General features: G+C 52.3%; 23 protein-coding genes. 12 read left to right on the top strand and 11 right to left on the bottom strand.

The window, feature by feature from the left end:
* Positions 1–147 precede the first annotated feature (147 nt).
* Positions 148–1,596, top strand: a complete 1,449-nt coding sequence (locus BLX24_RS23165) for a Gfo/Idh/MocA family protein (protein WP_071505601.1) — start codon at positions 148–150, stop codon at positions 1,594–1,596.
* A gap of 4 nt (positions 1,597–1,600) precedes the next feature.
* On the opposite strand, the gene BLX24_RS23170 is transcribed toward BLX24_RS23165, so the two are convergent.
* From BLX24_RS23170 to BLX24_RS23195, 6 genes are all read right to left on the bottom strand, one after another.
* A complete protein-coding gene (locus BLX24_RS23170) occupies positions 1,601–1,918 on the bottom strand; it encodes a low molecular weight protein tyrosine phosphatase family protein (protein WP_071505602.1) in 318 nt (105 codons plus the stop codon).
* Positions 1,919–2,016: 98 nt separating this feature from the next.
* Positions 2,017–3,015 carry a biotin synthase BioB gene (gene bioB, locus BLX24_RS23175; protein WP_083422133.1) on the bottom strand — a complete coding sequence of 333 codons (999 nt, stop codon included), beginning with the start codon at positions 3,013–3,015 and terminating at the stop codon, positions 2,017–2,019.
* Between the two features lie 88 nt (positions 3,016–3,103).
* Complete coding sequence (locus BLX24_RS23180; protein ID WP_071505604.1) at positions 3,104–4,600, bottom strand: gluconokinase; 1,497 nt, start codon at positions 4,598–4,600, stop codon at positions 3,104–3,106.
* A gap of 84 nt (positions 4,601–4,684) precedes the next feature.
* Positions 4,685–5,965: a WD40 repeat domain-containing protein gene (locus BLX24_RS23185; protein ID WP_071505605.1), complete on the bottom strand. Its 1,281-nt coding sequence runs from the start codon at positions 5,963–5,965 to the stop codon at positions 4,685–4,687.
* Between the two features lie 232 nt (positions 5,966–6,197).
* Entirely contained in the window at positions 6,198–6,905 is a 708-nt protein-coding gene (locus BLX24_RS23190) for a response regulator transcription factor (RefSeq protein ID WP_071505606.1), read from the bottom strand.
* Positions 6,906–6,999: 94 nt separating this feature from the next.
* Positions 7,000–8,298 carry a sensor histidine kinase gene (locus BLX24_RS23195; RefSeq protein ID WP_071505607.1) on the bottom strand — a complete coding sequence of 433 codons (1,299 nt, stop codon included), beginning with the start codon at positions 8,296–8,298 and terminating at the stop codon, positions 7,000–7,002.
* A gap of 256 nt (positions 8,299–8,554) precedes the next feature.
* On the opposite strand from BLX24_RS23195, the gene BLX24_RS23200 reads away from it, so the two are divergent.
* Entirely contained in the window at positions 8,555–8,962 is a 408-nt protein-coding gene (locus BLX24_RS23200) for a DUF1573 domain-containing protein (RefSeq protein WP_071505608.1), read from the top strand.
* A 63-nt stretch (positions 8,963–9,025) separates the two neighbouring features.
* On the opposite strand, the gene BLX24_RS23205 is transcribed toward BLX24_RS23200, so the two are convergent.
* From BLX24_RS23205 to BLX24_RS23215, 3 genes are all read right to left on the bottom strand, one after another.
* Positions 9,026–9,373 carry a glutamyl-tRNA reductase gene (locus tag BLX24_RS23205; protein ID WP_071505609.1) on the bottom strand — a complete coding sequence of 116 codons (348 nt, stop codon included), beginning with the start codon at positions 9,371–9,373 and terminating at the stop codon, positions 9,026–9,028.
* A gap of 106 nt (positions 9,374–9,479) precedes the next feature.
* Positions 9,480–9,965 carry a group I truncated hemoglobin gene (locus BLX24_RS23210; protein WP_071505678.1) on the bottom strand — a complete coding sequence of 162 codons (486 nt, stop codon included), beginning with the start codon at positions 9,963–9,965 and terminating at the stop codon, positions 9,480–9,482.
* 113 nt (positions 9,966–10,078) lie between these two features.
* Positions 10,079–10,507 carry a cation transporter gene (locus tag BLX24_RS23215; RefSeq protein ID WP_071505610.1) on the bottom strand — a complete coding sequence of 143 codons (429 nt, stop codon included), beginning with the start codon at positions 10,505–10,507 and terminating at the stop codon, positions 10,079–10,081.
* Between the two features lie 127 nt (positions 10,508–10,634).
* Between BLX24_RS23215 and BLX24_RS23220 the strand changes: the two genes are divergently transcribed.
* Together BLX24_RS23220 and BLX24_RS23225 are read left to right on the top strand one after the other, a co-directional pair.
* Complete coding sequence (locus tag BLX24_RS23220) at positions 10,635–11,858, top strand: TlpA family protein disulfide reductase (protein WP_071505611.1); 1,224 nt, start codon at positions 10,635–10,637, stop codon at positions 11,856–11,858.
* 30 nt (positions 11,859–11,888) lie between these two features.
* On the top strand, positions 11,889–13,583 hold the full coding sequence (locus BLX24_RS23225; RefSeq protein ID WP_071505612.1) for a DUF262 domain-containing protein: 1,695 nt from the start codon (positions 11,889–11,891) through the stop codon (positions 13,581–13,583).
* A gap of 116 nt (positions 13,584–13,699) precedes the next feature.
* Here BLX24_RS23225 and BLX24_RS23230 read toward each other — a convergent pair whose 3' ends face one another.
* The gene (locus tag BLX24_RS23230) at positions 13,700–14,554 is read right to left on the bottom strand and encodes a lytic transglycosylase domain-containing protein (protein WP_071505613.1); all 855 of its coding nucleotides are present in this window, start codon (positions 14,552–14,554) and stop codon (positions 13,700–13,702) included.
* A 539-nt stretch (positions 14,555–15,093) separates the two neighbouring features.
* On the opposite strand from BLX24_RS23230, the gene BLX24_RS23235 reads away from it, so the two are divergent.
* Genes BLX24_RS23235 through BLX24_RS23260 form a run of 6 tightly spaced genes read left to right on the top strand, consistent with a single transcriptional unit; the run spans position 15,094 to position 24,342 of the window.
* Complete coding sequence (locus BLX24_RS23235) at positions 15,094–18,387, top strand: SusC/RagA family TonB-linked outer membrane protein (protein ID WP_071505679.1); 3,294 nt, start codon at positions 15,094–15,096, stop codon at positions 18,385–18,387.
* Between the two features lie 30 nt (positions 18,388–18,417).
* Positions 18,418–19,896, top strand: coding sequence for a RagB/SusD family nutrient uptake outer membrane protein (locus BLX24_RS23240; protein WP_083422135.1), 1,479 nt, complete (start codon positions 18,418–18,420; stop codon positions 19,894–19,896).
* A 1-nt stretch (position 19,897) separates the two neighbouring features.
* Entirely contained in the window at positions 19,898–20,851 is a 954-nt protein-coding gene (locus tag BLX24_RS23245) for a dihydrodipicolinate synthase family protein (protein WP_071505614.1), read from the top strand.
* Positions 20,832–21,935, top strand: a complete 1,104-nt coding sequence (locus tag BLX24_RS23250) for a tRNA wybutosine-synthesizing protein 4 beta-propeller domain-containing protein (protein WP_218160714.1) — start codon at positions 20,832–20,834, stop codon at positions 21,933–21,935. Before BLX24_RS23245 ends, BLX24_RS23250 begins: the two co-directional genes overlap by 20 nt.
* Before the next feature lie 21 nt (positions 21,936–21,956).
* Entirely contained in the window at positions 21,957–23,192 is a 1,236-nt protein-coding gene (locus BLX24_RS23255; protein WP_071505615.1) for an MFS transporter, read from the top strand.
* Positions 23,185–24,342 carry a sialidase family protein gene (locus BLX24_RS23260; protein WP_177225902.1) on the top strand — a complete coding sequence of 386 codons (1,158 nt, stop codon included), beginning with the start codon at positions 23,185–23,187 and terminating at the stop codon, positions 24,340–24,342. The genes BLX24_RS23255 and BLX24_RS23260 overlap by 8 nt, the downstream gene beginning before the upstream one ends.
* A gap of 80 nt (positions 24,343–24,422) precedes the next feature.
* Here the strand turns inward: BLX24_RS23260 and BLX24_RS23265 are convergent, their stop codons facing one another.
* On the bottom strand, positions 24,423–25,124 hold the full coding sequence (locus tag BLX24_RS23265; protein ID WP_071505616.1) for a FadR/GntR family transcriptional regulator: 702 nt from the start codon (positions 25,122–25,124) through the stop codon (positions 24,423–24,425).
* A gap of 209 nt (positions 25,125–25,333) precedes the next feature.
* Here BLX24_RS23265 and BLX24_RS23270 point away from each other — a divergent pair, with 209 nt between their 5' ends.
* Together BLX24_RS23270 and BLX24_RS23275 are read left to right on the top strand one after the other, a co-directional pair.
* The gene (locus BLX24_RS23270; RefSeq protein WP_071505617.1) at positions 25,334–26,242 is read left to right on the top strand and encodes a carbon-nitrogen hydrolase family protein; all 909 of its coding nucleotides are present in this window, start codon (positions 25,334–25,336) and stop codon (positions 26,240–26,242) included.
* Positions 26,239–26,586 carry a cupin domain-containing protein gene (locus BLX24_RS23275; protein ID WP_071505618.1) on the top strand — a complete coding sequence of 116 codons (348 nt, stop codon included), beginning with the start codon at positions 26,239–26,241 and terminating at the stop codon, positions 26,584–26,586. The genes BLX24_RS23270 and BLX24_RS23275 overlap by 4 nt, the downstream gene beginning before the upstream one ends.
* Positions 26,587–26,673 lie beyond the last annotated feature (87 nt).

Raw genomic sequence — 26,673 nt, forward strand, 5'->3', positions numbered from 1 at the left:
CCAGGGTATTACCAGTCGCCCGTATTGCGGTTGGAGACCAGGGTATTACCAGTCGACCGTATTGCGTAGGGTATTACCAGTCGACCGTATTGCTGATTTTATATGAACAGGCGACCACGTGGGGTCGCCCCTACAACCCTTTCTTTTATGAACAAGCAGGATGCAACTGCTGATAACACCAGTCGCCGGGATTTTATCAAGGCCTCGACACTGGCCGCTTCGTCGTTTTTTATTGTTCCGCGTCATGTACTGGGTAAAGGCTACATTCCGCCCAGCGACAAGCTTAACATTGCCGGTATTGGTGTCGGAGGCAAGGGCAAAAGCGATCTGGCGTCGTTTGCCAAAAGCCCCAATGTAAACATCGTGGCCCTGTGCGATGTCGATGACCGGCAGGCCGCCGACTCACGGGCAAAATTCCCGAAAGCAACGTATTACAAGGATTTCCGGGAAATGCTGAGTAAGGAGCGCAAAAACATTGATGCCTGCTCCATTTCGACGCCCGACAACACCCATGCCGTGGCGACGCTGGCGGCCATGCAGCTGGGCAAGCACGTGTATACCCAAAAACCGCTAACCCACGACATTTACGAAGCCCGCGTATTGGCGCAGGCGGCGAAAAAGTATAAGGTCATTACCCAGATGGGGAATCAGGGCGGGTCGGGCAACGGCGTACGGCGGATGCAGGAGATTTATAATTCCGGCATCATCGGCGACGTGCACAAGGTACTGGCATGGACCAATCGCCCTGTATGGCCGCAGGCAATCCCGACCGAACAGACGTATGAGATTCCGAAAGAGCTGGATTTCGATCTCTGGTTAGGACCGTCGAAGAAGGTGCCTTACAATCAGGCCTATCTGCCATGGAACTGGCGGGGGTGGTGGCCATACGGCACAGGAGCGCTGGGTGATATGGCCTGCCATATTCTGGACCCTGTTTTCCGTATCCTGCCCGTCGACTACCCGAATTCCGTCGAATGTAGTGTCGCCGGTACGTGGACCTTTACGCTTCGTCCGCAGGATGATAATCCGGACTGGACACCGTTCTCTACCTCAATTCACCTGAACTACCCGCGCAAGGACAACAAGGGGGATATTAAGCTGAGCTGGTATGACGGGGGCGTGTTGCCCGAGCTACCGGAGGAATTGCTGCCTGGCGAAAGCTTTGGTAATTCGGATGGCGGCGTGCTGTTTATCGGGTCAAAAGGCAAGCTGATGGCTGACTGCTACGGTGCCAATCCGCGCTTACTGCCTCTGAAAGACAACCAGTATCTGAATATCCCGGAAACCATTGCCCGGGTGCCTGACGAAGATCACTACCTGCAATGGGTGAATGCCTGTATCGATGGGTATGGCAAAGGAAAAACCAGTTCGCCGTTTGAGTACGCAGCTCCGTTTACGGAAAGTATCCTGATCGGTAACCTGGCTATCCGTAGCTGGATGCTCCGCGACAACCCGTCGGGCAAGCGGACGGTTGATAAATACAACGGACGTAAAAAGCTCTATTGGGATGCCGCTAATATGAAGGTGACCAACTACGATCTGGCTAATCAGTACGTCAAACGCGACTACCGCGATGGCTGGAACCTGACGGTGTAGCGGGCTACAAATAAGGAGCAACGGCTGTTTTGATTGAATCAATAAGTTCTTCGTCCATAAAGCCATACTCGTCAGGAATATCAAGGACAATCACGGACTTGCCGGCCATTTCATCCGGAAATCGTTGGGTAAGACGTTGTTTGTGGCGTTTTTCCATGACAAATACCAGATCGGCCCAAGTCAGTAATCTGGCCGAAATCCGGATACGGGCTGATGGTTCGGTGCCTGCCGAACGAGCCTCATGTACGGGATGATTGCGGAAAATGGCTTCGGCGGTGGGGCTGCGCCACTGGTTGCGGCTACAAACGAAGAGCAGGTTCATGAAAGGCTGGTGACGGGAAGATAGTGGTGGCACGGCCAGACGTTTCTGTCCAAGTGGTGCCACCACTATTTACCTGTAGCGCGGAATGACATTCCGCATTACACATGTACCGGGATTTGTTCGAACTTGACAGGGGCTTCGCCGTTTTTGAACGAAGGGCGCGGCCGGATGTTCAGCGTCTGGAACAATTGCTTATCGGCATCTTCTTCCGGGTTTGGCGTCGTCAGCAGCTTGTCGCCGGCAAAGATAGAGTTGGCACCCGCCAGGAAACACAGTGCCTGCTCTTCCGTATTCATCCGGACGCGGCCCGCCGACAGACGAACCATGGCTTTCGGCATAATGATACGCGCGGTGGCAATCATCCGGATCATTTCCCAGACTGAAACACGCTCCTGATCTTCCAGCGGCGTACCTTCGACCGGTACAAGGGCGTTTACCGGCACCGACTCAGGGTGCTCCGGTAGGGTAGCCAGCGTCAGCAGCATACCGATCCGGTCTTCCTGCTGTTCGCCCATACCAATAATACCGCCCGAACAGACCGAAATGCCCGCCTTCCGGACACTACCCAGCGTTTCCAACCGGTCATCGTACGTACGGGTTGTGATAATATCGTCGTAAAATTCTTCGCTTGTGTCAAGATTGTGGTTGTAGGCATACAACCCGGCTTCTTTCAGCTTCTGAGCCTGCGAATCAGTCAGCATGCCGAGCGTACAGCACACTTCCATCCCCATACCGTTAACGCCTTTCACCATGTCAAGTACCTTGTCGAAGTCGCGGTTGTCGCGGACTTCGCGCCAGGCGGCACCCATACAAAAGCGGGTACTGCCGGATTCTTTTGCCCGTTGAGCAGCGTCGAGTACTTCATCCACTTCCATGAGCTTGTGCACCTTGACATTGGTATGATAACGGGCCGCCTGCGGGCAATAGGCGCAGTCTTCAGGGCATCCCCCCGTTTTAACCGACAACAGGGTACACACCTGTACTTCCTGCGGATCATGATGTTGCCGATGCACCGTTGCTGCCTGATAAATCAACTCCAGAATCGGCGTATTGTAAATGTCCGTAATCTCCTTGCGGGTCCAATCGGTACGAATCATACTATCAGTGGTTATGCGAGCCAGGCGTTGTGGGAGGAGATAAATCATTCACAACGTTGGAGCTCTGTTTTCTGATCAACTTTAACTGTCAAATATAGGACTGATTGCGGAATAATTCCGCATGTGCCGACAGGGTTAGTCGTTTACTCCATTCCTCAAAAATCTGCCGGTATTTTGTATGTCGTTCGGCATCAGGCTGATACGTTTCGCCAAATGTAACTAAACCGGCGGCTTCGTCGAGTGTAGAAACCGTGCCGTTGGCTTTGATTGCCAGCAAAATAGCCCCGATGGCTCCGCTTTCATTACTGGCATTAAGCCGGACAGGCACACCGGCAATGTCGGCCAGCATCTGCACCCAGAACGCCGACTGTGCAAAACCACCGTTGGCATGGATCACCTGCGTTGGGTGGGTGTGCGGGGTAAGTAGTTTATTAATACTCCAGAGGTTGAACAAGACCCCTTCCAGCGACGCCCGCAGAAAGTGGGCCTGCGTGTGATTCCAGTCGACATGCAGGTAGGCGCCACGCACGGCTGCGTCCCACAGTGGTGCACGTTCGCCGTGCAGGTAGGGGTAAAACAGTAACCCTTCGGCTCCGGCGTCAATGCTGGCGGCCTTTGTCAGAACGGCTTCTGTTTCGGTTTGGGTAAACCGCTCGGCCAGCCATTGCAATACGTTTGCGCCGTTGTTGGTCGGACCGCCGACAACATAGTAGCCTTCGTCGAGGTAGTAGCAGAACAGCCGTCCCTGCTTGTCGCGCAATGGATGACGGACGGTCTGGCGGATAGCACCGCTCGTACCGATGGTAAGGGTGGTGGTGCCGGTCGGGATGGCACCGGCCCCGAGATTGGCCAGGCAGCCGTCTGAGGCGCCGATCAGCAGCGAGACCTCGCCCGTCAATGGCAACGCATTATCAATAACCGATGGCACAAACGGGCGCTGATGCGTAGTTGGCACCAGTCTGGACAGCTGGCTGGTATGGATACCGGCTACGGAAAGAGCCAGATCGCTCCATTGCTTATGCTCGGGGTCGAACAGGCCGGTGGCATTGGCGATGGAATAATCAATTTCATATTCGCCCGTAAGCCGGAACCAGAGGTACTCCTTGATCGAAATAAAGCGGGCCGCCTGATGCAGCAGGTCCGGCTGATGATGCCGCCAGTAAGCCAGTTTACACAGCGGAATCATCGGGTGAACCGGCACACCGGTCTGGTGATAAATGGCCTGACCCAGCGCCGCCTGTTCTGTCTTGAGCGTATGTGCCTCTTCCTCGGCCCGGTTGTCTGACCAGATAACGGCGTTAGTGATTGGTTTCCCCTCGCCGTCAACCGCCATGATGCTGTGCATTGCCGTACTGAACGCAATGGTCTGAACAGGCTGCCGGTTTTCCAGCTGACCGATCAGTTCTTTAAATACCGTTACGAACGCATCCCAGATTTCGGTCGGGGACTGTTCGCACTGGTTAGGTTCCGGATAATACGTCGTTATTGGCGTTGAGGCTGAACCGACAAGCTGATCAGTGGCAGGGTCATAGGCCAGTATTTTAACGTTAGTTGTGCCAATGTCGGCACCAAGGATATAGGCCATCGAAGGAAAAGGGTAAAAAAAAACTTCCCGAATGCGGTAAACAGTCGGGAAGTTACAGGATGTCAGGTAAGTTTGAAAAAAAAACTAGTAAATCACGCGCAGTGCATGGGCGCCGCGTGTCAGAGCAACACGGCCGGGCTGTTTCGCCAGTGCCGGTTTATCGCCTTTCGTTACGGTCCAGAACTCGATACCGCCGTTGCGGTTGCCATAGTCGAGGTACTCGCTGACGGCTACAGCAATGGCACTGCCATCGCGGTCGAACTCAACACTTTGCGGCAGCACGCCTTCAAACGGATATTCATTGCCTAAGGTCAGTTTCCCGTCTTTCGCCAGCGAATAAATACCCACTGTGCTTTTGCCGGCTCCGGCAGTACCGAACGGGGCATACGACTGGCCGGCAGATACGACGGCAACCATCGATCCGTCGGGGCTGACCGCTACCGCTTCCGGGGCTTCCGGGGTAGCCGCCTGGGCAACGATTTTGTGCTCACCCGCGGTATCTTCCGTACTGAACTGAACGACAAATACCTCACCGGCACCGGTTCCACCAGCACCTAACGCTTTCTTGCCGTCCGGAATAATGAAGAAGCTGCCGTCCGGCGTAAACTTACCTGAACCCGGCATGGCACCCACTTTCACCGGCTTGCCATGAGCAATAACATATGGCTTTTTGGTTTTCTCGTCAATGGCATATTTCAGCAGACCGACTTCACCGGTTGCACCGATGGTGTAAGCAGCGAACTGACCACCCGGGTGGAAAACGAGGTCCGTGATTTGTTGGCCCTGCGTCGGTGAGGCGGCAACCAGCACCCGGGTCGGCTTACCCGTTGCGTCGATATCAATGATTTTAATTTCTTTGCCCGCGTCGTTGGAGGCTACCAGCATCGTGCTGCCCTGTGGGTTCAGCGTGACGGCCGAAAGCGACGGACCCGTCGGGAATTTAAACTTAACGGCAGGCTTGGCGCCGCTCAGGTCAACAACGAACATGGCGTTGGTCGCCGGAAAATCGGCGATACCGTTTTTGAGCGAGGGTAAGCTGTCAGATACTTGTCCGCGACCTTCAAGGACAAATGCCAGCTTGCCATTATTGGTAATGGCAATGGTTTTGTCTGAAAGGGTCATTGAGTTAGAAACGAGGGCGGTGTTAATGTTTTGTCCGTTCCGGTTGAGGGGGAACTGGATCAGCGTTAAGGCATCACGCGTGCCTTTATCTTTGTACAGGTTACCGTCTACCAGCGCAGAGGCGGCCATGTCGGCATCCGACACCGCTACAATTCCTTTTGCCGCAAATTGAATAGGGGCTTGCTGGGCAAATGCTGCCCCGGCCAGCATAGATAAAGCAATCGTTAAATTTTGTTTTTTCATGCGTCTTTGGCTATAGATTTTTGTATACCGATGGTTTTGGTAGTCTTGCAAAAATAAGCCAGATGCGTAATTTTCCTACTGTAAGAGGGTATTAAATAGCGAAAATCTTGCGTAACGTAAGAGTAATACAAAATCGTATTTGGTTATCAATAAATTGTACGGTCGCCCCCATATGTTTGTAGGGGCGACCCCATGTGATTACCCGTTGATCGTGATTACCCGTTGATCGTGATTACCCGTTGAGCCGTAGCCGGAAGCCAACGCCATGCAGATTTTCAATCCGGATGGCGGGGTCTATAGCGAGGCGTTTGCGAAGGCGGGAAATAAATACATCCAGACTACGGCCCATAAAATAATCATCATCTCCCCAGATTGCCTTCAGAATATCATCGCGGCGGATCAGCTCATTGGGGCGGTCGATCAGATAGGTCAGCACTTCAGCCTCCCGTTGGGTCAGCGTCTGTAACTGACCCTGATACGACAGAACCCCCTCGGCCATATTATACCCAAAGGCACCCACCTGCCGCAGTGTCGTACTGGCCGATGCCGGTTTCGGCGTGGCCTGCTGGCTGGCACTGCGCCGCAGAAATACATTGATTTTCAGTAATAACTCTTCCACGCTGAATGGTTTGCCGAGATAGTCATCGGCCCCGAGCCGGAGGCCGTGCAGGCGGTTGTCGCGGTCTGCGAGGGCACTCAGAAATAAAATCGGTACCTGCATATCCTGTTGCCGGATGTGTTGGGCGACTGAAAAACCATCGCACTGCGGTAGCATGACATCGAGCAGACAGACATCGAACTGTCCGGGCTTGTAGATCGCTTTGGCCTCATCACCCGTAGTGCAATGCGTAACGGCGTATTCTGCCATTTCGAGGTTGTCTCTGGTCACAAAGCTCAGGTTCACATCATCTTCAACGTAAAGGATATGGGCTTTCGGCATAGGTTTGATACTGGACGTTTGATAACTCAATACGGGATGCTTAATACTGATGGTTCTGGTTGTTGCCGGGTTAGAGGTGGCAACGGTTGCTCTTTCACTCCATCGCTCGTTCACTTTCTCGCTCTTTGGCTCTCTGCTCTCCGGCCATAACCGGACAGGTGATGACAAAGCAGCTACCGCGGCCAACGGCGCTGTCGAGCCGGATCTGCCAGCGGTGGGCTTTTATGATCTTCCGGACGTAATAAAGGCCGAGGCCGAACCCTTTGGCATTATGTACATTACCGGTCGGGACGCGGAAAAACTGACGGAAAACGGCTTTATGGTGCTCAGGTGCAATGCCGATGCCATTGTCCTGCACCGACCAGACGAGCTTCCCTTCGCGGTTTTGGGTCCGGATCAGAATATCGGGTTTACCGTTTGTGTACTTGACGGCATTGTCAATCAGGTTATGAATGACATTGTCGAGATGATAGCGGTCGGCATAGATAAACGGCACATCTGCCTGCAAATCAAGGGTCAGGCTGGCCGAATAAGAGCCGGAGGCCTCCGTCAGGACCGTATGCAGGTTTTGTTCACTACAGGATAAACTAAACTGCCCCTTCGCCTGGCTGTTGTGCTCCGAGCGGGCCAGTTGTAAGACATTGTTTACCTGCTTCTGCAACCGCTGACTTTCTTCTTTCAGAATCCGGACATACTGCCCGAAGCGCTCCGGCTGGTGGCGGATGGCATCCTGCTGCAACACATCGGCCGCAATCCGGATGGTTGAAACGGGGGTCTGGAGCTCGTGCGTGATGTTGTTGATAAAATCACGCTGCACTTCCGTTAACCGGCGTTGCCTCAGGACAATGTTGAGGGTATAACCGAAAATAACCACCAGCAGCAGAACGGCCGCCGTCGACCAGATCCAGCCGTCGAGCTGTTCGACCACATAGCCGGTCTGCTTCGGAAACCGGATCCCGAAATAGTAGGTAAATCCCGAAAACTTCGGCATGTGGCACATCGGTTTGCCGGGTGTACCCGTTGCTACGTAATCGCCGTATACCATCTGATCCGACGAACAGTCGTAAATCCCGTATTCGAAGTCGGTTATCAGGTTGTGTTTACGGAGCGAAGTCTGAATGAACGTCTCCAGCGTTACCGGGTCAATCGGCGAATCGGTATTGACAATAAAATAATCGGACGACAACTGCTTAACCGCATACCGGTTAAGCATGACGTGATTGAAACGGGCCACCTGCATGGCTACTTCCTGTAGGGCGATAAAGGCAGTTTGCCGGAACTGGCGTTCCCGTAGGGCGTATGCTTTCCGGACCCAGACCGCCTGGATGGTCAGGATACCGATAATGGATACAACAGAAAGCGCTACAAGGACGCGTATGACAGACCGGGACATGTATAAATGACTGATTATAGATAATACAGATTCATATAACTAAGGTAGTGTTCAGGAACGGGTAATACAAAATAACCCAAAGCGCCGGTCATTCACAATCGGGCTATGGATTCAGCTTCAGGCATTAACAAGTCGTTAACAAACGTTAGCAAGCCGTTAACAAGCCAACCCGGAAAGCCGGAATACCTTTGTCATGAACATGTTCGATAGGGTTTTCCGCGTCAGCGGGTCATTTAAACAACAACAACAAAATTGTATGAAACGCACTATCCTTTTCTCTTTCGGCCTGATGTTGATGGCCGCTACCCTGGTTCTGGCGAATACAAACTTCATGGCCGCTTTCGGCTGGACAAGCACCTCACATGACTTCGGGAAAATTGCCCAAAACAAGCCGGTAACGGCAGTATTCAAGTTTACCAATAAAGGCGAAGCGCCGCTGATCATCAGCAATGCACGCGGGTCGTGTGGCTGCACAGGCGTTGATTACCCGAAAGATCCGGTGATGCCGGGCAAAACCGGCGAGGTGAAGGCTACCTACAATGCCGCAGCGATGGGCGCATTCAGCAAAACGGTAACGGTAGAATCGAATGCAGAAGGTGGTATGGTAACGCTGATGTTCAAAGGCGAAGTGGTGAACAACGCCACAGGGACAAGCGGCAACTAACGGAATAAAACGGAACAGTAAACAGACAACGATGAAAGCCGGGCCATGTAGGGGGCCTGGCTTTTATGGATTAGCAGGGGTCAGACAGAAAAGACCGGCAAAGAGCTCAGCCGTCAGGCCGGTATCGTCCTGTTTACTGGCGGCTAAAAGCTGGCTGGCCGGATGCACAGCAATACGCTGCATCATCTGTCCGGCAACGGCTTCAATCAAGGCATATTCTGTATCCGATAACTTTTTCCGGTATCGCGACAGTTCTGACTGCTGAATATCTAACAAGGCTTCCCGGAAACGCTTCAGTACCAGGCTTCCCGGAAGTTGAGTGTCTGATGCAGAGGCCTCCGGCAACCGGAAGGCAACCGGTAGATCAATCGTTGCAGGCTGGGCAACAACATGGGTTGTATAAGCGATCATAACGATGTATGAGCAGAAAAACGGGTTAGTACGCGAAGTGCCTGGTTCTAACGCCGGTAGTATACGTTGCTGTCCCCGGCATAGTTGTATGCCGGGGACAAACGGATTACTTGCCAACGATTTGTGGCTTCAACCCACCCAGAACGGTCAGTAATTCAGTTTGTTCGGTCGATGGAACGTTGAATTTGTTGAGGGAAGCAACCAGGTCATTCACCAGCGAGTTAAACTCATCGTCCGTAATCGCCATGCCTTTGTGGGCAGTTACCATGTCCTTGCCTTTGTAGGTCTGCGGCCCGCCGCTGGCCTGTCCGATCTGGTCGATCAGGTTGTTGCGGAGTGACTGAAAACGGGTTGATTTGGCCGGATCGCCGCCATTCTTTACGACATCCTGCACCAGCGGAGCAAACGTACGGGCCATTTTCGGGTCAGCAGCCACGTTGAGCATAAACTGATCAACAACGGCAGAGATGGCGTTGACACCACCTAAGCGGTCATACAGGGATTTCGGGGCAGCAGGTTCGTCTTTCTTACAACCTGTAAACGCGAGGGTGCCGGCCAGCAACAGCGTTGCTGCCCATGTCTTTCTGATCATCGGAATGAAATAGTTATAGGTGAACAAAAATCTAAGGTGAAGACAATACGTCTCCGGCGGCTATTTTGCGGATAGCCAATATGAACTAGTTAAGCTGGTACCGAGGCTGATGGTTATTGCCGGAAGCAAAGGGCGTATTTCAACCGCTCCATTTTCAGAATATACTCCATCGGGACAGGGCACTGCGGACCTTTAACGGTTGTCTCCTCTACCGATGGCTGGCTTACCTGATTAAACTGCTTTTTCACAAACGCTGTCAGTTCTTTTTCCGAAATAATATCGGTATCGTACGTAACACCCAGTAACCGGCTTGCCGGATTGGCTGAGCAGGCGGTTACGCCCGGCAATCCGTCGATTTTGCGGCGAATGCCGGCCGCTCTGGCTTCGTCGGTCAACCCGTCGACTTTCAGCAATGCTACGCCGATTGGCTTCGCTTGTGCATGGAGCGGCGGGGCTTCCCAGTTAGCCCATGTCAGCAGGCCGGTCAGACAGGCCACGCCCGTCCAGCCTGCAATGGTTGCTGTCTTGCGTAAAACATTCATGATATAATGAAATAGCTTATGGTTGGGGAGATATACGCACCGGATGGGAGATTAGATTGCACCGGACGAAAAAAGTTGCCGGAGGAATAGTACGACTGGTATCGTTTTTGCCTAATTTCACCATACTATGAAGACGACCATCTTTACCTTTCTGCTTGGTTTACTCCTACTTACCGGCAGTGTTGCACAGGATATTTATCACGGCCCCAAAGCCGGAAATTTATTTACAAAACCGGCCGAAAAAAGCTTTATGCAGGCTTTTGACGATAAGTTTAAGGCTGATTTTGATACCAAAGCGCAGTATGAGAAGGCCCGCGCCACGAACGTCGATGAGTGGGAAATGAGTTTGTTTAATGCCCGGAAAGCGCAGGCAGAGTTTTACAAAAGCTATCCGCAGGCGGGGGATTTTTCTGACGCATTTAAGAAGTATACCGAGTCGGTGATCCGCTGGAATTACTGGCATCTGATGCTGGCCTACCCGATTCTGCGCGGCAATGCGCAGACGACCCAAACCAAAGTAATGTCGTTGCCGGAAGTGATGCTCGACGGGTTTGATGAGGCAAAGGCAAACGACGCCGATGCACTGGCTGCCGAACCATACCGCAACTTTTTGCTCTACTACGTGACCTATTTTAACTCGCGGGCCCGTGGTTTCCTGAAATATACGCAGGAGGATATCAACAAATCGCTGGGCGACAAGGCAACCTACGCTAAACAACACCTGACCGGCGCCCCGTATCAGTATGCGCTTGCCCGGCTGCTGCTCGAAAACTATGACAAAGTTGCGCCGTCGTCGGTGCGGGCGGTATACAACATGCTGACCGCCACGCCCAATTCAGCGGCTTACGCAGAGGCGGTAAAAGCCAGAATCGGCGATGTAATGAATAAAAAGGATGAGCCGGTAGTGGCTGCCACCACCCCAAAACAGCGGAATATTCCTCCGAATACGTTTACTTTTACTAACCTGAAGGGCGAAAAAGTGATTCTCGACGATTTCAAAGGGAAAGTTGTATACGTCGATTTCTGGGCGAGCTGGTGCGGGCCTTGCCGTGCCGAATTTCCGTTCTCAAAGCAACTGCATGAACGGCTGACAGATAAGCAAAAGGAAAAAATTGTGTTCCTCTACATCTCCATCGACGACAAGGAGCCTACGTGGAAAAATGCGCTGAACGCTCTGCAACTCATTGGCGAGCAGGGCTGGAATCCGGGCGCAGCCCAGTATTTCGGCATCCCGAGCATTCCGCGCTATATGCTGATTGACAAGAAAGGGCAGATCATTGACGGTAATGCCAAACGTCCGAGCAGCGGCGATGCTATTTTACAGGATATGCTGAAACTGGCAGAGGGGTAAGGTATACAAGTAACATTGTGACAGAAAAGTATGGCAGTAGGCAGTTTCAGTACATCAAATCAGACCTATCGAATGTTGATGGGGAATGGACTCTTATATTCTGTTCCTCGTTTTCAACGTGATTATAGTTGGACAGATGAGTTTTGGGATGACCTTTGGCATGATATTGATGCGCTTTTTTTACCAGAAGGCGAGTCGGTTCACTACATGGGTTATTTAGTATTACAGACGGAGGATAATAAAAACTTTGGCATTATTGATGGTCAGCAACGCCTGACAACACTCAGCATTGTCGTTCTGGCGGCACTGTCAAATTTGCGTAAATTAATAGACAGCGGGATTGATGCAGAGGCAAATACGCTTCGCCTTCAGCAGTTGCGCAGTTCATTCATCGGGTATCTTGATCCGGTTACCCTTATTTCCCGTTCAAAACTTAGCCTGAACCGGAATAATAACACGCTGTTTCAGCAATATCTTATTCCGCTACAGCCGACACCCAAACGCGGGCTTAAAGCCACAGAGCAGTTGATGCGTAAAGCGTTTGATTGGTTTGATGAGCGGGTGAATAAACGATACACAACCGGAGAGGCACTCGCTAAGTTTATTGATCAGCTATCGGATAAGCTGTTTTTTACCGTGATTACGGTGAGTGATGAATTAAATGCATATAAGGTTTTTGAGACACTGAATGCGAGAGGCGTAAAATTATCCTCAACGGATTTATTGAAAAACCACCTCTTTCAGGTAGTTGATAACCAGAACCATAATGAATGGGAATTAAACGATTTAGATAACCGGTGGGAGGGAATTGTGTCAAAACTTGGGAGTGAAAGTTTCCCCGATTTTTTACGTACTCACTGGAATAGCCGCCGGCGTTTCCTGCGACATGCAGAACTTTATAAAAGAATCCGGGATTCGATGAAAGACCGTTCTTCTGTATTTAATCTGATGCGGGAGATGGAAATGGATGTTGATGTTTACGTTGCCTTGTCAAAACCTGATGACGAGCTTTGGACACCGGAGCAGCGTAAATATATCAGGGAATTAAAGCTATTTAACGTACGGCAGATCTATCCGTTGCTTATCAGCGCTTACAGATGTTTTAACCAGGAAGATTTCACAAAGCTACTACGTATAAGCAGTGTTGTGTCATTTAGATATAATGTAATCGGTAACCTGCCAACAAATGAGCAGGATCGCTTATATCCTATACTGGCAGAAAGTTTAACCAGCGCTAAAATAACAACGCTGCCGGCATTGATACATGAGCTCAAACCGCTTTATCCAACGGATGCTTCATTTAAGATTGCCTTTGCTGATAAGGTATTGAAAACTCCGCGTAACCGTCAGATTGTCAGATATATACTCTTTAAGCTCGAAAGCTATGAATCTGCTAATGATTACGACTTCGATAGTGAGCGGTATAATATTGAGCATATCCTTCCTGAAAATCCCGCCGAAGGCTGGGAGTCTGTCAGTGATCAGGATCATGAACAATTTGTCTTTCGATTAGGGAATATGACTATCATGAATGCGGATGCCAATCGCCGTATGGGAAATATACCTTATGAAGCTAAACGGCTTGTCTATCAGGATAGTGAATTTGTTATTACCAGAAAAATAGCAGAGACGTACAGCGAATGGGGGGGGAGTCAGATTGCCGGCCGACAACGGCAAATGGCTGCCAGCGCTTCGGTAATCTGGCGTGTTAATCAACTCAAATAACTATGATCGTTGGGATTCATCAGCTATTAAACAGTAATGGCTGAGTCGGGTGTACATATTCTGACCCGGCCATTACTGTTCTGATGGGTTAACCCCGTTCGCGACAAAAAATAAACTTACGCCGCCCGAAGCTGCCACGAAAACCGCTGCACCCAGGCATCGGCCGTGCCGGTCAGCGCGCGGAACGGATGTGCCGTGAGGCCCGACCCCTGGAGGGGAGCCGACAACGTACGCAGCATGTACCCGACCGTACGGGCCGCAAAGATGGGCACATACGACTCAGGACGGGTTAATATCTCCTTGTAAAACAGAATCCGGTACAGATACAGGCGCGTTTCTTTCGGCAATTTCATCTGGTAATAATCGCGCTGGTTATGCCGGACGAGCTGGTTGTTGATATAACCCGGACCGGCATTATACGCCGCAGCGACCAGCGACCATGAACCGAATTTGTCGTACAGTTGCCGGATATACCGGCAGGCAGCGTCGGTGGCTTTCTCCAGATTAAAGCGTTCGTCGACGCGTTTGCCGACTTTGAGGCCAAGATCGCGGGCCGTGCCCGGCATCAGCTGCCAGTAACCGGCCGCCCCGACCCTCGATACCGCCCGGCCATTCAGACTGCTTTCGGCTACGGGCACATACAGAAAATCATTCGGAATGCCGTGACGCTCAAGAATGGGCTCAATCAGCGGAAAGACCTTATCCGAACGCTGACGAAGCCGTTCAAGGTCATCATTCCGGCGGCCATAGGTCGTCATGACCTGTTTCCAGCGATCCAGAACGCTGACTTGTTCAAACGGCACACATTCACCACAGAAGTTTACGTCTAACACCGGAAATTCGACTTCGCTGCCTTCGCGGGTCTCATTAAATGTCTTTGTGAATTTGCCTGCACTGGTTGCGTCGGCGAGAGCGGTTGACACATTGACAATCTTAGGGGCTACTGCCAGGGCCGGTTTAACTGCGGCCATGAGCAAAGAAAATCCAACTTGTTTTAACAAAACTCTAGTAAATTGATAATATAAGTATAACGGTGTGGTTGTCTGCATATTGCCTTTTCCATCCATAAAGTAAGGTCGGCTCCCGAACCGGCTACCCCGCAATTCAGTCCGGACAACTGTCTGTTCAGATGCGAACCATATGGCCGGATTGGGTGAACATCTCCCGTTGGTAACGCCGCTTTAAGCCTGTCATTTCCGGAGCTATATCGTATAACTGCATTGTTCTGGAAAATTTTTGCACTTTTTTTCTAAAACCGTTGGATTTTACGCTTTCGGGAATTTACATTTGCCATTATGTTCTACATAATTATTGACAATCATTTTTTAAGTCTACAGTAACTATGAACGAATGTTATAGCAACCAATTGGTAATTGAACCGCCATTACTGCGTAGACAATCCGCTATGAATCCGGTGAAAGGGTCGGTGCCGGCTAGCAACAGGAAACGCATTTTCAGGCAGCTACTGCTACTCGCCGCCTTTTGGTTTGGCTTTACAGCCACCTTAACCATGGCTCAAAACCGGCAGATCACGGGTACGGTAGTTGATGCCGGCGGGAGCAGCCTGCCTGGCGCCAGCGTACTGGTTAAGGGAACCACGACCGGCGTTGTTACGGACGAAAACGGGAAGTATAGCGTAGCAGTACCCGGCGGTGCTATACTGGTTTTCAGCTACATCGGCTATCTGAGTCAGGAGGCAGTCGTTGACAACCGGACCACTATTGACATCCGGTTACAGGCAGATGCAGCGTCGTTATCCGAAGTGGTGGTGGTGGGCTATACCACCCAGTCGAAGGCAAAAGTTACGTCGGCGGTGTCAAAAATGAGTGCAACCGAACTGAAAAATACACCGAACGCTAACCCGGTTCAGTCACTTCAGGGCAAAATGGCGGGCGTATCGATTCCGGTTTCTACCGGGCAGCCAGGTCTTGCGTCTGCCAATATCATCATCCGGGGCGGTACGAAGAGTAACGTATATGGTACTGACGGTAATAATGCGCTGGGGTCGAATGCGTCAGATGTTAACCCGCTGATTGTAATCGACGGCGTGTTTCGTACCCGTTCCGAATTCAACGATATCAACCCGAACGATATAGAAAGTGTGCAGGTGATGAAAGACGCGGCTTCCATTGCCATTTATGGTGCCCGGGGCGCAAACGGAGTCATTGTGGTGAAAACGCGGACGGGTAAATTCAACGCCAGAACGAGTGTCAGCGTATCACACCGGACAACGTTTGAACAGCCCGGCCGAAGCTATAATTACCTGAATGCAGCGGATTATCTGAAACTGGCCCGAACTACGGCCAATACAACCTATGATCTCAGTGCTACACAAAAAAATACATTTTTAAACAACGGAGGCTTTTCGGCCGGTACACGGCTTTATACCAACAGGGGTGATTACGGCAACGGGCTGTATACCACGGCGCTTTACAATAACATGGTGGCCGTTGAGGGGCAGGCATATGTAGACGCGCTGCTGGCAAAAGGCTATCAGACGATAGACGACCCGGTCAATCCGGGGACAAAACTGCTTTTCTACGATAACCGGTACCAGGATATGCTCTGGAAAACAGGCGTAACGCAGGATAATAACGTGAGTATCAGCGGCGGTGGCGATGTGGCCAACTACAACGTGTCGGCGGGGTATACGCTTCAGGATGGTACGCTGGTGGGTACCCGCTACAAACGCTATAACGCCCTCGGCAATTTCGGCTTTAAGCTGAGTAAAAACGTGACACTCGACGCGATGGTGAATTATCAGAACGTTATTCCGAACAATGTGGAGGACAATTACCTGAATGCCACCATCCGCGGGATGCGGATTTCGCCGCTGATCCGTACGTTCAAGGAAGACGGTAACCCGCAATCGGGGGAGAGCTATTCGGTCCGGAACTGGTTTCATACGCTGAAATACGACGAGTACCGCGTAAACACCGAGCGGATTACCTCACGGGTTGGCTTAACCTACAACATTATACCGGGGCTGTCATACCGGCCTTCCCTGTCGTATGTGATGAGCGACTACCGGTTTCTGTTTATGCGCAAAGGGGTTCCGGATTCGGACTTTTCAAAGCCCGCAACCATCCGTGAGAAACGGGAAAACGTTGACTTCTACCGCCAGCTGATGGTTGACCAGATTCTGCAATACGACCATACCTTTAACCGGCTGCATACCATCACGGCGCTTGCCGGGTTTAACTTCACCCGCAACTACAACAATACCATAACGATTGGCTCGCAACGGGCGACGAATGATTATATTTTTACCATTAACGAACCCTCGATTACCTCCATCAACGGAGTGCCGACGACCAACGTTACCGCCTTCGGGACCGGTATCGGGGTCACCAAATCAGCCTCGTTTTTCGGTCAGCTGCAGTACGACTATGATGCCCGGTACCTGCTGGCGGCGTCGATGCGCTATGACGGCTTTTCAAATTTTGCCCCTGGCAATAAATACGCGACCTTCCCGTCTGTTTCGGGCGGCTGGAACATCCACCGGGAGAGTTTCCTGTCAAACGTCAAGCCTGTCAGCAACTTAAAACTCAGAGCGAGCTGGGGCATATCCGGAACGAGCGGACTGAGTTATACGGATACCTATGGCGGCTATAATGCCAGCCAGTATGCCCAGTCGCCGGGAGTTCTGCGGGCCAACCTGGCCAATCCGAACCTGAAATGGGAAAAAACCGAAGTGACGGACATCGCCCTTGATCTGGGCCTGTTCAACAACCGCGTGAACCTGACGGTTGACTGGTACAATAAACTGACCAAAGACCGGCTCGACTCAAAGCCACTGCCGGCCGAGTCGCCGTTTAGTTCAATTGTATTCAATAACGGGATTCTGCAAAACAAAGGGATTGAAATTGAATTGGGGGCCGAAGCCGTGAGAGCCGGTGATTTTTCATGGCGGATCAACGCTACGTTTGCCAGAAACAACCAGAAAATCCTGAAACTGCCGGACAATGGCCGGGCGAAAAACCGTCAGGGCGGCACGATCATTGCCGATCCGGTGACCGGAAAAGACAGTGAAGTCGGCGGGTTTGCTGAAGGCGAACGGCCGTATGCACTCTATGTGTTCCAGACCGACGGAGTATTTGCCACCGAAGAGGCCGCCCAGAAATGGAATGCGCAATATACTGACCGCATGGTGACGACCAATGGCCTGACGGTGAAAAAACACGCTGGTGATTACATCTTCCGCGACCTGAACGGTGACAACATTATCGACCAGAAAGACGTGGTTTTCATCGGTTACCGGACCCCGACGATGATAGGCGGGATTCAGAACACGTTTACCTACAAAGGCATTTCGGTGCGGTTTAACGCCGATTATGCCTTGGGACACATGATTTCGAACGGTGCGCTGGCACGCGCCCTGGGTACCGGACGGGCCTTTAACGAAGGAGCGCCGTCGGAAGCGCTGGGCAATGACATCTGGCAAAAAGAGGGGGATACCGGTAAGCGTTACGCGCGGTTCTCGCTGGGCGATGCCGATGTGGGGCAGAAAAACTACATCAGGGCGTCATCCGTCGGGATCAACAACTCGTATGGGTCCGACGTGTCGGCTATGTTTGACAAAGGCGATTTTCTGGCGCTTCGCGAGCTGACCGTGGCCTATGACCTGCCGAAGCCGGCGGCGAAGAAGATCGGAGCTGCCAATATCAACGTGTTCGCAAGCATCTATAACCTCGGCTATCTGTCTGCCTACAAGGGCCTGAATCCGGAAGTGTATACGGGCTATGATCCGGGTGGCTATCCACGTCCGCACCAGATTTCACTGGGGGCTAACCTGCGGTTTTAACTGACTCATCCTTACAAGCCACGAAACGAAATGAACAAGAAACTATATGTCATGGCGATGGCGCTGATAGCGATGCCGTGCCTCCAGGGCTGTGATAAGCTGCTGGAGGTAAAACCCGACTCGTCGATTACCGAGCAGACCTATTTTACGAGCGAAGCCGATTTTGAACCATATCTGACCGGGATTTACAGCGCCATGCGCAGCTTTGCCAATTCCGATTTATACGGATCGCAGCGCGGCGACGAATACGTGAACGGCATCAACGCCCGGCTAAATGCGGCGGTCTCGCTGCATCAGCTGAGTCCCAGCAACGGTGCGGCCGACTGGCAACCCTGGTATACTGCCATCGGGAACTGCAATCTGCTGCTCGACAAAATTCAGCGGTTTGAGTTTGCGGACAGCCCTAACACCAAAAAACGTATTTTAGGCGAAACCTACGCGCTGAGGGCCTATTTTTACTTTTCCCTTACCCGCATTTTTGGTAAGGTCCCGCTGATGTTGCAGGCCGTAACCGACGATAATGTCCCGCTGCTCGAACGGTCTGCTGAAACCGAGGTAATGAAGCAGATTCAGAGCGATATAGAGGCGTCGGTTCAGAACTTTACGTCGATGACAAACTTTGCCAAAAATGTGTTTCCGTCAACGAAATACCGGTTTAGCTACGCGGGCGTGCAGGCACTTAAAATGGATTCGCGGATGTGGAGCGCCAAGGTGCTGGGTGGGGGGGCTGCGGATTTTAATGCTGCTCTGGCAGCGGCGGCCGAGGTAGAAGCCAGCGGTGTTTCGCTCAATGCCGACTTTAAAAATGTCATTGCCGTCAGAGGAGCGGCCAATCCGGAGCATATCCTGACCGCTTTTTTTCTGCGCGATGAAGGCGCAACCAATTTTGCCATTAACCTGATGGCGCTCACCAGCACCATTACCGGCGTTATAAATGCCGACAGTATTGTGTCGGCTGTATCGCCCGCCTATGCACAGTCGGGGTATCTGATGAGCCCGGGAGCCAGGTCGTGGTTTTCCAGCGCTGCCGACAAACGCATTCCGTTTACGTATGTGACTGAACGGCGGGCAACCGGGCCAACCGGGTCGGTTTGGGTGGTAAAGCATCCGGGAACCCGATACGCTGATGACCGGGTGGCCGATAATGATCTGCCGGTTTATCGCCTTGCAGACATTATCCTGCTGAAAGCCGAAGCCTATGCCGCGTTGGGTAATACACAAAATGCCGTAACGGAATTAAACAAAATACGGAAACGCGCCGGGATCGGCGACTATACCGGCGCGACGGATAAAATCACCCTCGAAACCGCCATTCTGACGGAGCGCGGCCGTGAGTTGTATGCTGAAAACAAGCGCTGGTATGATCTGGTGAGATTTCATAAAGGAGGTACTATCGATATCTATAAATTTGTTCCGAACCTTGTTGGGAAAACCACGCCGCTGTACTGGCCGATAACAATTACCAACCTGGGGAAAAACGCAAAACTCGTACAAACCGAAGGTTATTAATATGCAACATACACCCATTAAGGGGCTGTTTGCCGCCCCTTTTACGCCTCTGCACCCTGATGGTAGCGTGAATCCGGAGATGATTCCGGTCCTGGTTGAAAAACTCATCGCCGATGGATTGACGGGCGCCTTTATTTGTGGTTCCAACGGCGAAGGACCTAACTTAACCATCAGCGAACGAATGGCCGTTGCCGAGGCATTTGTCGGAGCAGCCAACGGGCGTTTACAGATATGGGTCCATGTCGGGCATTCGAGTATTGCCGAGTCGCGCGCCCTGATGCAACATGCCTGTGAGATCGGTGCCGATGCTGCCTCGGCCGTGGCCGCGTTTTATTTTAAGCCGTCATCGGTCGATAATCTGGTCGATTGCATGGCGCAGATCGCGTCGGCCGCCCCGCAACTGCCGTTCTATTACTACCATATACCGATGCTGACAGGGGTCGGTATGGATATGCTGCGGTTTCTGGAGCTGGCCGGGCAACAGATTCCAAACCTGCAGGGGATTAAGTACACGGCAAACACCATCTGGGAGTTTCAGGCCTGCCTGAACCATTTCGGCGACCGGTTCAACATTTTGTACGGCTTTGACGAAATGCTGCTGCCGGCGCTCGGAGCGGGGGCAACCGCCGCCATCGGGAGCACCTACAATTTTGCGGCGCCGCTCTACCTGGATGTGATCACGAACTACGAAGCCGGCCGGATGGACGCGGCCCGTAAAACGATGAATATGCTGATCGATATGGTCAGGGCGTTTGTCAAATACCCGCCGATTCCGGCCCAGAAAGCCATCATGCATATGCTGGGAGTGGATGTGGGCGGGTGCCGTCTGCCGCTCGTGACCCTGTCGCAGGCCAGTTATGATGCCCTGAAAAGCGAATTGGAGGAGATTGGCTTCTGGGAGGCACTGAAAACGTTCACCTCTACTACCTGGTCTGATGCAGTTACTGAGGCTTAATGGTATCCTTTATCTGTTTTTCCTGATGCTTTCCTGTTCAGCTGTGGCGCAGCGTACTTTTTCCGTAAAAAAGCTGCCGCCTATTCCGGATGCCGATGGGTTTGCGGGCTCCCTGGCGGGCGTCTCAAACGGAGCGTTAGTGGTTGCCGGCGGGAGCAACTTCCCCAACGGCGGCCGGCCCTGGCGTGGTGACACTAAAAAATGGTATGACCGGATTTTGGTGCTCGAATCGCCGGACGGGCAGTGGAAAGAGGCGGGCAAACTGCCGTTCCCACTGGGATATGCGGTTACCGTTTCCTGGAAAGATGCGGTGGTCTGTGTGGGGGGCAGCAACGAAAAAGGGCATGTCGCCGCGGCCTTTCTCATGCGCTGGAAAAAGCAACAGATCGGGTTTGAGCCACTGCCGGCCTTCCCTCATCCCATTGCCAACGCCTGTGGCGCCCTGGTCGGTAATGTATTGTATGTGGCAGGTGGTCTGGAAAAGCCGGATGCCACGCAGACACTCCGGCAGTTCTACGCGTTAGATCTGGCGGCGCCGAACCGTACGTGGCAGCCCCTGCCGGTCTGGGAGGGCGCTGGCCGCATGTTAAGCGTGGCCGCCGGGTCCGGAAACCGGTTCTTTCTGTTTTCGGGAACCGACCTGGTGCAGGATAAAACGACCGGAACTGCGAGCCGGGTGTACCTCACCGATGCCCATGTTTTCGACATAAGCAAGAAGCAATGGACCCGCTTACCCGATATGCCGCACCCGACGGTGGCGGCTGTGGGCCCTGCACTGGTCAGGGATGGTCAGGTTGTGATTTTCGGGGGGGATACCGGTGAATATGCCAGCCAGACCCAGGTGCTGAAAGACAACCATCCCGGTTTCAGTACGGATATACTTGCGTTGCCGCTACCTGCCGGTCCATGGATGATACGGCAAAAATTTCCGGCGGTGATTCGGCCGGATGCGGCATCAAATCCTAATGCGAGTACCTACCTGCCCGTTACGACCCCGCTGGTTCCGTGGAAAGGTGGCTTTGTGATGCCGGGGGGAGAAGCCCGTCCGGGGACGCGTACGCCCGGGGTACTTTGGTTTAAATGAGGAAAGAAAACAGGGTAATCGATGAATAACCAGGCAGAAAAAACATATCGCTGGGTGCTGGTGGGCTTACTTTGGGTGGTAGCCATGCTCAACTACCTGGACCGGCAAATGCTGTCGACGATGCGGGAGGGGATGCAGCTGGATATCCATGAATTAGAATCGGCGGTCAACTTTGGCCGGCTCATGGCCGTTTTCCTCTGGATTTATGGGTTAATGAGTCCGGTTGCCGGGATTGTGGCCGATAAGTTCAGCCGGAAACGGCTGATTGTGGGTAGTTTGTTTGTGTGGTCGCTGGTTACCTATGCCATGAGTCATGCCACCACGTTCGATCAGTTATACGTCCTGCGGGCGCTGATGGGGGTAAGCGAGGCATTGTATATACCGGCCAGTCTGGCAATGATTGCCGATTTTCACCCCTCGGGCACCCGGTCTCTGGCCATTGCTATACACGTTACGGGCATTTATATCGGGCAGGCCCTGGGCGGCTTTGGCGCAACCATTGCGCAGCAGTTTTCATGGCAGTTTACATTCAGCCTGTTCGGATACATCGGCATGGGCTATTCACTCGTCTTATTGCTTTTCCTGAAAGATAAAAAAAGAAATACTGCTGATTACCAATCAGGTATGCCGAAGCCGCCGTTATTCAAAGGCGTATTCCTGCTGCTAAAAAATCCCTTTTTCTGGGTTATCCTGCTCTATTTTACTTTACCGGGTATTCCGGGATGGGCGGTTAAAAACTGGCTGCCAACCTTGTTCTCCGAAAACCTCGGCATCGGGATGGCCAAAGCCGGTCCCATCGCCACAATTGCCATTTCGTTTTCTGCCCTGATCGGGGTTGTGTTTGGCGGAAGGCTATCGGACCGGTGGAGCCGGAAAAACCTGCGCGCCCGTTTGTATACGGGGGCAATCGGTGTGTCGCTTACCATTCCGGCCCTCCTGCTGGTCGGCTACGGGCATTCGCTGGTGCAGTCGGTGTTGGCAGCGGTTTGTTTTGGCTTTGGTTTCGGAATGTTCGACGCCAACAATATGCCGGTTGTCTGCCAGTTCGTACCGGCCGGATACCGGGCAACCGCCTACGGCCTGATGAATATGTTAAGTGTATTTGCCGGGGCTGTGGCTACGACCGTATTAGGTAAATTTTCCGATAGCAACAGCTTAGGCGATGCCTTTGCCATGCTGGTTGTGCTGGTTATCGTAGCCGTAGCCCTGCAACTGATTTTCCTGAAACCCCAAACTGATGATTTTCACGATGAATAAAATGGAACCGGTAAACCGTAAGCACACACAAAGACCTCTCCGCTTCTGGCAGGCGTTTCGGATCGCGGCCGCCTGTCTGGTCAGTATAGCCGCCTGTGCTCAGGAAGGAAATGCCCTGTTCAGGGCAGGTGACAGCGGCTATGCCTGTTTTCGTATACCAGCCATCGTCACCACTAAAAAAGGGACGCTCCTGGCGTTTGCCGAAGCACGCCGGAATAGCTGCGGCGATGCCGGTGATATTGATATTGTGTCGAAACGTTCGTCGGACGGCGGTAAAACGTGGTCGGAAATGCGTGTGGTCTGGGATGATGCCGATAATACATGTGGTAACCCGGCGCCGGTAGTTGATAAAAAGACCGGCAACATCATACTGGTAACGACCTGGAATCTGGGCAGCGATCACGAAAAGCAAATTATCGAAGGAACCAGCAAGGATACCCGCCGGGTATTTGTTCTCTCGTCGGCTGACGACGGTGTCAGCTGGTCGGCGGCGCGTGAAATCACCGCTGATGTCAAACAACCCGGCTGGACCTGGTATGCGACCGGCCCCTGCAACGGGATCCAGCTGGAACATAAACGGTACAAAGGCCGGTTAGTCATTCCGTGTGATCACATTGAAGCCGGTACGAAGAAGTATTTCTCACACAGCATTCACTCCGACGACGGCGGGAAAACGTGGCAGTTAGGCGGCACAACGCCAACCGATAAGGTCAACGAATGTACGATTGCGGAATTGCCTGAAGGGGTCTTAATGCTGAACATGCGGAATTATACCAGTACCCGGGTTCGTCAGGTGTCGACCAGTACCGACGGGGGACAATCGTGGGCCGCGCTTCGGAGCGATACTACATTGATTGAGCCGGTGTGTCAGGGGAGTTTGCTCTCGTACAATTATAAAAGGAAGAAGCCCTTTCTGGCTTTTTCTAATCCGGCCAATCAGAAAGCGAGGGTGAATATGACCGTCCGGCTTTCGTACGATCAGGGCAAAACCTGGAAACTGAAGCAGGTTGTCTATGAAGGGCCATCAGCCTATTCCAATCTGGTCGTAACTCCTGACGGCACCCTGGCGTGCTTTTATGAGGCGGGGCAGAAGAAGCCATACGAAGGCATTTTCTTTAAGGAGCTGCCTCTTGATGGATTCAAGGAGTGATCATCTGTTTTCCGGGGCTGAGACTAGTCCCGGAAAACCGGTTTTGCGTATGGCAGGAGGGCTGCTTTCGTAAACTATAATCAGGATAGCAGCCTGATATGGGGTTCCAGGTGTTTGAGCATCCCGCTCGCAAAATCAGCAGCGGTGCCGGTTTTGAGAATATCAACTAAGTCCTGATGCGTAACCGAGCCGACGGCATGGAACTGATGCTCTGTTTCATACTCGACGACGTACTCAAAAACGGGCATCAGCATGGCCTGAAACCGTTTGATGGTTTCATTACCGGCCATTTCATACAGGCTGGAGTGAAACGCGATTTCACATTCTACCTTTTCCTTCGTTGTTTGTACCTGCGCTTCGCGCTGAACGATAGCCTCCAGCTTCTGGATACCTTCGTCCGTTTTCCGGGCAAACAGCAGCGAGGCCTGACCGACTTCCAGCACTAACCGGAATTCAAAGATCTGTTTACGGGTATCTATGCCCAGAATATGCGGGTGCAGCATCCGCTCCATCCCGCTCAGGATATCGGGTTGCGCCAGTACCATGCCACGGCGTTTTTTCGTTTCAATCATCCCCAGCATGCGGAGCCTGCTCAGCGCTTCGCGCACAACATTCCGGCTCACACCCAGTGCTTCTGCCAGTTCAAGCTCTTTCGGAATCGCATCGCCTGGTATAAACGCTTTATTCGTAATATATTCGCGCAGTCGCTCTTCTACCTGGTCAGCCATTGTGGTTGACACGATAGGCAGGATATCCAACGGCGATTCATGTTTGTCACTCATAATACTTTTACCTAAGCGTTCTTGATGCCTTCTTCGCTACTAAGGTAATGAAAATTTATATGTGGTACATTTATACAAAAAAACTCCTTTGGCGGATGTACCAAAATTGTTGATTTTTACAAGCTGTGACGTGATTACCGGCCGGTCGCCACTTCCAGGCCGCCCGGTCGTAGGCTAATTGTTGGTTCATACTCCTGAATAAAGATCGTATGTCTATAAAAGTTGCTGTAATTCAGGCTACTCCTGTATTTTTTGACCGTGAAAAAACACTACAGAAACTAGAAAGCCTGGTTGCTGAACAGGCAGGGCAAGGCGTCCGGCTGGTCGTGTTTCCTGAATCGTTTATTCCCGGTTATCCGCGCGGTTTTACGTTTGGCGCAACCATTGGCCGGCGGACGGATACAGGCCGTGACTTGTATAAAACCTACTGGCAGCAGAGTATGGAAGCGGGTGGCGAAGACCTTGCCCGGCTGGAAAAAATTGCGGGCCGGTACGGGGTTTGGCTGGTCGTCGGTATTACCGAGCGGGACCCGGTCAATGGCAGCCTGTACTGTACCTCCGTCTATGTGTCGCCATCGGAAGGGTTGTTAGGGAAACACCGGAAAATAAAACCGACCGGCGTCGAACGGCTGGTCTGGGCCGAAGGCGGAGCCGATAGTCTGAAGGCATTCATGACCGAAATCGGTACACTCGGGGGCCTGATCTGCTGGGAAAACTACATGCCGCTGGCCCGCATGGCGATGTACCGGCAAGGTGTAGAAATTTATATTGCCCCAACCGCCGACTCCCGCCCGACCTGGACGGCCACCATGCAGCACATTGCCTGCGAAGGACGCTGTTATGTGCTGGGGTGCAACCAGTTTTTCCGGGTGGAAGACTATCCGGCGGCTTATCGGGAAGGCATTGCCGACAGCACGGAAGACATTATTTGCCGGGGTGGAAGCGTTATCGTATCGCCGCAGGGCGAGATATTGGCCGGACCGCTTTGGGATCAGGAAGGGGTTCTGGTTGCCGACCTTGATCTGGATGAAGTCATTAAGAGTAAGCTCGATTTCGACGTAATCGGCCATTACACCCGTGATGATCTGTTTCAGTTAACGATTACTACTCCCTCATGAACCCAATATCGATACAGAATGCCCCGCATTATGTCTGGGGTGGTGACTGCGACGGCTGGCATTTGATGAGTAACCCGGCCGTAAGTGTTATTCAGGAGCGGGTGCCACCGGGCCGGGCCGAGGTCTGGCATTATCACCAACACACGGTTCAGTTTTTTTACGTGCTCGACGGTGAGCTGACCATTGAGGTCGGTTCCCGGCTCTACCGGCTCAGTGCCCGGGAAGGGTTACAGGTCATGGCAGGCGAGGCTCATCAGGTCCGGAATGAAGCTGATCAGGAGGTGGTTTTTCTGGTTATTTCCGTACCACCCAGCCATGGTGACCGCGTGTTGGTTACGCAATAGATAAGCTCTTTTTTCTTATTGAATAAATATGAAAATATTTTTATTCAATGAAGGTTTCTGGTGACAAATAGGCTTGTAATTGTGTAA

It is taken from the genome of Arsenicibacter rosenii, assembly GCF_001870735.1.
Lineage (GTDB): Bacteria > Bacteroidota > Bacteroidia > Cytophagales > Spirosomataceae > Arsenicibacter > Arsenicibacter rosenii.